The 3,199-nt window shown below is 64.4% G+C and carries 4 protein-coding genes; all 4 read left to right on the top strand.

Features of this window, described 5'->3' with window-relative positions:
- The coding region (locus GOOTI_RS23935; RefSeq protein WP_007241188.1) for a membrane dipeptidase at positions 1-430 on the top strand (430 nt) is incomplete at its 5' end.
- Positions 431-466: 36 nt separating this feature from the next.
- The gene (locus tag GOOTI_RS23930; protein WP_007241187.1) at positions 467-847 is read left to right on the top strand and encodes a RidA family protein; all 381 of its coding nucleotides are present in this window, start codon (positions 467-469) and stop codon (positions 845-847) included.
- Positions 848-904: 57 nt separating this feature from the next.
- Positions 905-2,314: a lipase family protein gene (locus GOOTI_RS23925; RefSeq protein WP_007241186.1), complete on the top strand. Its 1,410-nt coding sequence runs from the start codon at positions 905-907 to the stop codon at positions 2,312-2,314.
- Positions 2,315-2,465: 151 nt separating this feature from the next.
- Positions 2,466-3,146 (top strand): polysaccharide deacetylase family protein, encoded by a 681-nt coding sequence (locus GOOTI_RS23920; RefSeq protein WP_007241185.1) that lies wholly within the window; start codon positions 2,466-2,468, stop codon positions 3,144-3,146.
- Positions 3,147-3,199 lie beyond the last annotated feature (53 nt).

The following is a 3,199-nucleotide window of genomic DNA, read 5'->3' as shown; positions in this document are numbered from 1 at the left end:
CCCCCACCGGGCCACGACTCTCGCGGTCTGTGAAACCACCACCAGGCCGCTGATCTCCTCCCACACAGGCGCCGCGTCGGTGCGGGACTTTCCGCGCTACATCACCGACGTCGAGATCGAAGCCATCGCCGGTACCGGTGGCGTGATAGGGCTCTGGCCCGCACGGATCGGTTCGATGGCGATGAGCGATCTCGATGACTTCGCCCGGCATGCCTACCACCTCGCCGAACGCGTTGGTATCGAACACATCTGCATCGGCACCGACAAGAACGGTGTCACGGCGTACGCAGAGGGTTATCGAAACTCGAACGACTTCGTCGGCCTGGCTGCTGCGCTCCTGTACGCAGGGTTCGGCGAGTCCGATGTCGCCCAGATCCTCGGCGCGAACCTGCTCCGCGTGTTCACCGACATCCTGCAATCCCATCCGTGACCGAGGCGCCGCGTCCTCGGCTCAGAAAGGTTCACCATGATCGATCCCATCCAGAGTTCGTCGGCGCCGGCGCCGTTCGGCCCATACTCCAGCGGTGCTCGGATAGCCAACGTTGTTCAGGTATCCGAGCAGGTCGGCCTCGACCCGGAGAAGGGCGGCCTCGCAGGCGACACCGCTTACGACCAGACCCGTCAGGCTCTTCGCAATGTCGCGGCGATTCTCGCCGAGCGGGGTCTCGACTACACCGACGTTCTGATGCTCTGGGTCTTCGCAGAGGCACCCGAAGTGTTCACCGATATCAATCGGGCATTCGAAGACGAACTGGCCCAACCCTATCCGGCGCGAACAACCCTGTTCGCCGGACTGCCGCCAGGAATTCTCGTCGAGATCGACGCACTGGCAATCATCGCCAACTAGCCCCACCCCGCAAGCGCCCCATGCAGCATCCGGCCAACTCGACGAGGAGCCACCGTCATGCCTCACAATGGATTTCGATCTCTCACTGCAGCACCGGCACTACTGATCGCGCTCGTGATCGCCGTGCTCCTCAGTGCGTTTCCCCTGACAACCCCCGCCGCCAACGCAGAACCTGCACCGCCGCGAGATTCCTTCTATGACCGCCCTGCGGGGCTCGCGGATGCCAAGCCCGGGCAGATCCTCCGGACACGCAAGGTGAACATCAAAGCGTTGCAGTTGGTTCCGGTCAACGTCGACGCATGGCAGTTGCTCTACCGGACGACCGGTATGAACGGTCAGCCCGACGCCACGGTCACCACTGTGATGGTGCCCCGCGGGCAGAAGCCACGGAAACTGTTGTCATACCAGGCCGCTACCGACTCGACGCTGCGTGTATGCAACCCCTCGTACTCTCTGACCCACGGTGCACCAATCGACTTCTCCAGTCCCGCGGGGCCGTTGACGCTCGCGCTGCCGGGACTCGAACTGCTCCTCGCAGCCGCAGGTGTCGAACAGGGCTGGGCGGTCGCGATTCCCGACCACGGAGGGCTCGACGCCCGCTTCCTGACTCCCCGCCAACCCGGCTACGCGGTCCTCGACGGCGTCCGAGCCGTTCAGTCCTTCTCTCCTGCGGGTACTCGCCGCGGAGACCCGGTCGGCATGTGGGGCTACTCAGGAGGCGCGATCGCCACGAGTTGGGCGGTGGAAGAACAACCGGCGTACGCCCCCGACATCGCGATCTCGGGTGCCGCGATGGGTGCCCCCGAACGAGATCTCGAGGCATCACTGAAAGCGGTCAATGGCGCAGCTACGGCTGGTTTGATTCCGACGGCACTTGCCGCGATCGGCAAAGATTCGCCCGCATTCCAAGCCGCTCTGCGCCGCTATGTCACCCCGGGTGGCCGAGCAATCGTGGATGAAGCTCGTAATCACTGCGTCGGCCAGAATGGTGTTGCGAATCTGTGGTTCGACTACCGCGCAAACCTGAACGAGCCGGTCGATGTCGTCCTGAACGATCCGGTGATTCGACGCGAAATCCAGGCACGAGGCATCTCGACGCGACGGCCGACGGCGCCGGTCTACATCTACAACGGCGTGACCGACGAGGTGGCAGCCATCAGGGGCACCGACAAACTGGCCCGCGCATACTGCAGCGGAAGTGCCGACGTCACCTACCGGCGAGAGCAACTGCCGCCCAACCCGCTCCCCCAGGTCACCTCGACCCACGGCACGATCGCCGTCACCGGCGCGTCGGGAGCATTCGCGTGGTTGAAGACACGCCTTTCAGGCGCCGCCGCGCACGCCGACCGATGTGACTGGCGCACCGTACCCAACACCCTGTTCGAGCAGGAATCACTGAACACCTTCGGCCCGTACATCGCGACCGCTCTGCGGACGGTGCTCAATCAACCTCTCGGGGTCCGATGACGATCGCAGCCGTGGACGACGGGCGAGCACCGATACGTCGGCGCCGCTGCTAGCGTCGAACGGACAGGGTCGCGAGGCACACCCCGAACGGTGCATCTGTTCGGGGTGTACCACAAGACCCCGCCTCGACAGCGATACGGAGGTCGACCGCGTGGTTGCGCACGATGCATCGAGCGAGCCTGCTGAGGGTGCGCGGCACACCGTCACCCTGAGTTTCGACAATGGGCCGACCGAGATCACCTCTCATGTACTCGACGTGCTGCGGGACAACGCTGTTGCAGCCACCTTCTTCGTGGTGGGTGACAAGCTTCAGGCGCAGGGCCGCGCGGTTCTCGAGCGCGCCCGCACCGAGGGGCATTGGATCGGCAACCACACCATGACGCACTCCGTACAACTCGGCACGTCAGCCGACCCACACGTGGTGGACACTGAAATCGGTCAGGCACAGGAGTTGCTGGGCAATCTGACCCACCCCGATAAATTGTTTCGTCCCTATGGCCGGGGCGGGGTCCTCGATCGCCGCCTGCTCAGCCCTCGGTCTGTGCGCTACCTGGAGCAACACAGCTACACCCTGATCCTGTGGAACTCCATCAGCCACGACTGGGATCAGCCCGATCACTGGGTCGACCGTTGCCTGGAAGACATCGAGCGCCGACAGTGGTCGCTGGCGGTGCTGCACGACATCCCCAGTGGGGCGATGGCTCGTCTGCCCGAGTTCTTCGACAGGGCACGCCAGCGAGGCATCAAGTTCACCCAGGACTTTCCGCCCTCGTGCGTGCCGTTTGTGCGCGGAACCCAGCGAGGATCCCTGGACGGACTGATCTCGGGCTGAGCCCTCGCGGGTGATCGAGCCCCGTGGATTACCGCACTGTCACCTGTTCGGAC

Origin of the sequence: Gordonia otitidis NBRC 100426, from assembly GCF_000248075.1 — a bacterium.
Lineage (GTDB): Bacteria > Actinomycetota > Actinomycetes > Mycobacteriales > Mycobacteriaceae > Gordonia > Gordonia otitidis.
This window is presented reverse-complemented; position numbering and strand designations above follow the sequence as displayed.